Below are 5,209 nucleotides of genomic sequence, written 5' to 3'. Positions count from 1 at the left end.
GCCGGTGTCGACAAGCTCACGGTATGCCCCAAAAGAAAACGCCGATGACCCGGACGGGTCGCCGACATTCGAGTAAAACCGTAGCCTCTGCGCCGTAGACGGGATAAACGGAGTGTCGTTCTGGCGTGCGGTCCGTCAAGCCTGTAAAATCACCACACCTCAGAAATCTAGTTGATTTTACGTTAAGGATCAGTGCGGGACTCTGGCGGACGCACCTCGCGTGACGTGAAATTGACGCTCGGCGAGAGAAGTTCATTTGCGACCGTGATTCTGCGTGCGTGGTACTCGGCCGGCACCACCATTGCGACCCTTCAAAAGCAGAATACCACAATGCCAGAGCACCCATGCGATCTCACTCAACTAGCCCGTACCGCTCAAACTTTGAGAGGTATGCTCGATGACGCTTGACGTTAAACCCAGCGCGCTTGTCGCACTTCACAAGCGCTTCAAGAGCGAACCGGATGCCGTCCTCGCCGACCCACTCTGGCGGCAGTGGCGCGCGAAGAATCCGCGCTTCCTCGCCAAGTTGACGCCGATGTTTCGTCTGGACCTGTTGCGTCACCACTATCGCCTTTATGCCGAGGATCCGTGGCTGCCAATTCGCCGCGCGACGGACGGTGAACTTCGGTGGCCAGCATGGGAAGCTCCGGTCTGGGATCTCGATGGCTCTGGAACTACGCATCCTGACGAGGGCGACGGCATAGCCAGCCAGCGAATCCCCCTTGCCCTCGGATGGTCATGCTGCTTTTTCGCTGCGTCGGCAGAGGTGTCTTTTGGAGTTTACGACGTCGAAGACGACGAGGGCGATGACGACGGAGACGACGACGGAGACGACGAGGGAGACGACGCGCGCTGGCCGCTTGGCGAAGCGCTCATCGCGCTGTTCACCAAGCCCGACGCGAATCCGCGCACGACGCTTTGCGATTTCGAGCGTGAATGCGGACCCGACGGCGGAAGCGACATCAGCTATCTGGGGGTCAAGCTGTTTTCACCGAACGGAGACGGACTCGTCACGGACGAGGAGGACTGCTTCTTTTACGAGGGCACACCGATCGCGGATAAGGCGCTGATCGCCACGTTGTCGAAGGTGGGTCAGCTGTTCCAGAGAAAGGGCGCACCCGATGAAGAACCGCGCCCGCTGTTTGCAAAGGCACCTGTTGTCGACTACTCCTGGCAATCAGACGGGCGCCTAACGTGCAGTTGGAAGACGACGTACTATGCACCACTGACGGCGGAGCCCGATACGAAGCCGGTGTTTACATATCAACGTCACACGCTCAATGTGAAAACGGAGATTGAAGGAGCGTCGTCCCATGACCTTGTCGACTTTGCGTGGCAGTATCAGCGAATGGCCGATCTTGAAGCGGTGATCGCCAAGGCGGTATCGGAACCGGCTACCCACAAGTTCCTTCTGCCGATTTACGAGCAACTGTTGTTCGGCGCCCGGCAATCCTTATAGCGACCAGTGATTGGGTTAAATCATCGGCTCAGCCACCACCGTTCGCCGTCCTCTCGTGGTGGCTGGCCCTCCGAGGTGCTTCGGGAAGCTTTCTGGGTAAGGTTCTCCAACGACAAGCGTAACGTGCCCCTTGGCACACCAAATACCCATTTGAAACCCTCATGAATTGCGTCGCATCCTTCCCTACCAACAGCCTGTCCGGCCGAGACCGATTCATCGACCTGTGCGTGGGGGATGTCACCGAAACCACGTTGCCCGTCGATTTGCTCTGCTTGTTTGCATTTCCAGATGACTACGCACCTTTGCCGACCGGCGTGATCGGCGCCATACATCGGCGGTGAATTGATGTCGGGCATTAGCTCGCGACAAAGCCCAAGACTGGCGTGTCACATGGAGGTGTTGGGCATCTAGGTCCCTGCTGGGGGACATTCAGCAGCTGCTGTGCTGCGAACATGCCTGGAGTGCTTCCCCCTATGTGCGTGAACACGACACCTCGCCCAATCTCGTTGGCAACGTCTTCAGTGCGGTTCGCGATCTGGTACTCTCCGGTGCGACGCTCGAAAGCGAAACTCCGGAAAGCGTGCCTGAGCGTTTACTTGAGCGCGTTCGAATTCCGCTCCTCGCTACTGGCGATCAAGAGAGCAATCGCGGTGATATGCTGGAGGCCATCATCCGTCAGGCCTATCTCATTCTGATCGGACAGCTCCCGGTGCGCCGGGTGGAAATCGTGCTGCAACCAAATGCACCGGATCTGCATCAGTTGCTCGTTCGCGCCGGTCGGGCCGTCGAGCAAGTGCGCGCAGAATGGACGCAGCACCATCCAGCGGTGCTAGCATCGTTGCCTTCAACCGACTTCGATTTTTTCGTAAGCTATTGGCGCACCGATGCCTCTCGAGTAGACCCCGTGATCAAGGCTATGCGCCGCATCAAGCCCGGTCTGCGACTCTTCATCGATCGTGAGCAGCTTACCGCCGGACGCCTCTGGAAGGCCGATCTCATGAGTGGTCTGGCCCGGTCACGCCGCGCGCTCTGCTTTATAACGGACGGCTACGCCGACTCTCCTGAATGCATGGACGAGTTCCACGCCTCGCTCTGCATCTCACGCGAATGCAGTCGCAGTGGCTTTCTCCGCCCGATACTTCGACTCAACACGCGCCTCGTCGAGCGGCTTTTCGCAACTCTTAGCCGCATCCACTGCATCGACGCGCGGCCACCAGAACTGCATTTGGACGAGGTGGCAAGAATGGTCTTACACGGAAAGTGCAAACGACGTCGAGGACATTTGAGAGAAAGTACTCGCGCACGGTGTGTTGCCATCACTACTTCCTAGTCCAGCAAGGTGACAGACCCGCCGCGTCCCCGACCGATCGCGATCTTGCGGGTCAACACGAGATGCTGCTTGATGTCGTTGTACTCCGCCTCGGTCCATCCCAGCGCTAGACGCAATGCGTTGTTCCCCAGCTGGCCTCCGCGCTCAACGAGCGTCGCGAGAAACTCGGTGGTCGCGTCCGCAATATCTGCTTGAGAGTGCTCCTTCGGCGGAAGCTCGAAACGAGGGTGCACGGCGACGGGCAGCGTACGAGCTTCCACAATTGGCGGCGATGCCGCAGCCGGTACGGCAACCTTGACGTCCGTGCTAGCGGAAGCGCCGCCGCTTATTGCGCTCACACCAGGCGCTTTTATCGTGACGAGCTTTGCACCGAATTGGTCGTAGTCCCTCGGATTACACGTCAGCACGATCACCTGTAGCCCGCGCTCCGCCGCCAGATCGAGCATCCGCTGCAGCGGCACAAGACGCTGCGGGTCCGAGAATGCAAACGCGTCGTCGAACACCACCGGCAGGGTACTATCATGCCCAGCGGCGAGCACCTCGGCCACGCCGAGCCGGAGTGCCGCACCAAGCTGCTCCTTCGCCCCCCCGCTGAGACTCTCGAACGAGAATGTTCCCTGGGCGCTGCCCGTGTTACGGGTCAGCCCGAGCTGGTTCAGCGCACTCCCGTCGTAGTCGAGGCTCACGCTGCTCTGCGAGCCGTACAGGCAGTGCAAATACCTCGAAATCGCCGTTTTGAGTGGCTCACTGAACTGAGCCGCTGCATTCTCCTGCTCCTGCGAAAAGAGTGTGTGAAGTAGAGCGATTGCCTTCGCATGCCGATCGGCTCGGTCTAGTCGTGCCTTCGCGTGCTGCTCCTGGATCACCGCGAGTGCGAGATCCGCGTGCGGATCTACGGATCCATTCTGTGTCAGCGTATGGGTGGCTACCGCCAGCGCCTTCTCCGATTCAACGCGCCGCGCCGTGATCATCTCGATAGCGCGCGCGATACGCACGGCTTCGCGCGACAGATCTTCCGGCTGCAGCGCCGACAGCGCGGACGCTGTCCCCAGAAACTCGGCTTCGCACGCGTCGAAGTCGGCCTGCAACGACGCGAGATTGCTTGTTCTCAGCTCATCGTCACCGAACTTGCCAACTTCGACCTTCACGTCAAGCTGGCACGCAGAAAGCGCGACCTCATGCTCCAGCGCACTCTCTGCATGCGTCTGCCGCTCAACGCCGCATGCGGCTACATACGTAGACAGTGCCTTCATGTCAGCCAGCGCTCGCTGCTCCGCCACGTCCGCGTCGTCGGCCTTCTGCTTGTACTCGAGCAGACGTGCATCAGCGTCGGCAGATGTCGGGGGCGCATCATGCGAAGCACCCATACTTTGGCGACGAGCAATTTCGGCCACTGCTGCCTCAGCGTCCAGCAGCAGTTTGGCACGTTCGCCACTGGCCGATTCCGCCCCACACTCCTTGAGCAAAAGCTCGACCGCATGCTGCTGCTCCACCAACGCCATGCGGCGCTCGAGAGCAGCTCGCGCTGCGTCCATCGAACTCACGCCAAGTTCGTCGAGACGCTCACCTACGCTACGGGCGGCATCGTCGAAAGCTGTTTGCGCATCGGCCAGCGACGCCCCACCACCAGGTGTGATGCGCAGTCGCACGCCATTACCGACGGACAGTATGGTGTCTGCCGTGAGCCTGGTGCGACTACCCGGCGCAATTGAACTGTTTCCCAGCACGACCGGGACGTCCGCCTCGAGGAGTTCGACGCCCGCGGCGGTGGCGAGCAGCGCGGCCTCGGCGACAGAACGTGCCTGCTCCAGCTTCTGCAGTGCGTTCCACACCGCGCTTGTGACCTGCGGCAAGCCGGCCAACTGCGACGCGATACCCTGCATCTCGACGTTCAAAACCTCGGCGCGCGCCATCCGCTTCTCGACTGCTGCGCGCTGGGAGCCATTCAAAGCCAACCGCGCGTACCACTCCGCCAGCGTCGCGTGCTGGCGAGTCTCGCGCTGCGCAGCAAGTGCGGCTTCGTGCGTGAGCGTTGCCGCAGCGTGCTTCGCCTTAGCGGCTTCCTCCGCATCGGCTGCGGCACTGGTACGCGCCTGAAGCGGCGCCAATGCGTCAAGGGCTGTTCGCTCGGCCTGGCGCAACAACGCAATCTTCTGATCGCCGTCTGCAAGCTTGCCGAGCGCGGCGGCGGCGCCGTCTCGAACGGTGCGCTGTATCGCAAGTTCGTTGGTGAGCTCCTGTACGCGCGCAACGGTAGACTGGATATTCCCCCTCTCCGCGGTGAGCACATCGAGGGACTCCTGATCATCCTTCAGCGACTTCCCTGCATTTTGCGACGTTTCCGCCGCCTCGAACAGTTTGTCGAGTGCCGCTTTTGCCATCGTTAGACGCGAAACTGCCTGGCTGTACGCGTCGCTGGC

At 60.7% G+C, this 5,209-nt stretch carries 3 protein-coding genes; 2 read left to right on the top strand and 1 reads right to left on the bottom strand.

Features of this window, described 5'->3' with window-relative positions:
- Positions 1–535 precede the first annotated feature (535 nt).
- Positions 536–1,459 carry a hypothetical protein gene (locus ACESNG_RS16715; protein WP_373069868.1) on the top strand — a complete coding sequence of 308 codons (924 nt, stop codon included), beginning with the start codon at positions 536–538 and terminating at the stop codon, positions 1,457–1,459.
- 475 nt (positions 1,460–1,934) lie between these two features.
- Complete coding sequence (locus ACESNG_RS16710) at positions 1,935–2,789, top strand: toll/interleukin-1 receptor domain-containing protein (RefSeq protein WP_373069865.1); 855 nt, start codon at positions 1,935–1,937, stop codon at positions 2,787–2,789.
- Here ACESNG_RS16710 and ACESNG_RS16705 read toward each other — a convergent pair.
- Positions 2,786–5,209: ATP-binding protein (locus ACESNG_RS16705; RefSeq protein ID WP_373069863.1), on the bottom strand; the 2,424-nt coding region annotated here is incomplete at its 5' end. The genes ACESNG_RS16710 and ACESNG_RS16705 overlap by 4 nt on opposite strands.

Source organism: Gemmatimonas sp., from assembly GCF_041689975.1.
GTDB lineage: Bacteria > Gemmatimonadota > Gemmatimonadetes > Gemmatimonadales > Gemmatimonadaceae > Gemmatimonas.
Note: the sequence above shows the minus strand (reverse complement) of the source record. Positions and strands in the feature narration are given on the sequence as shown.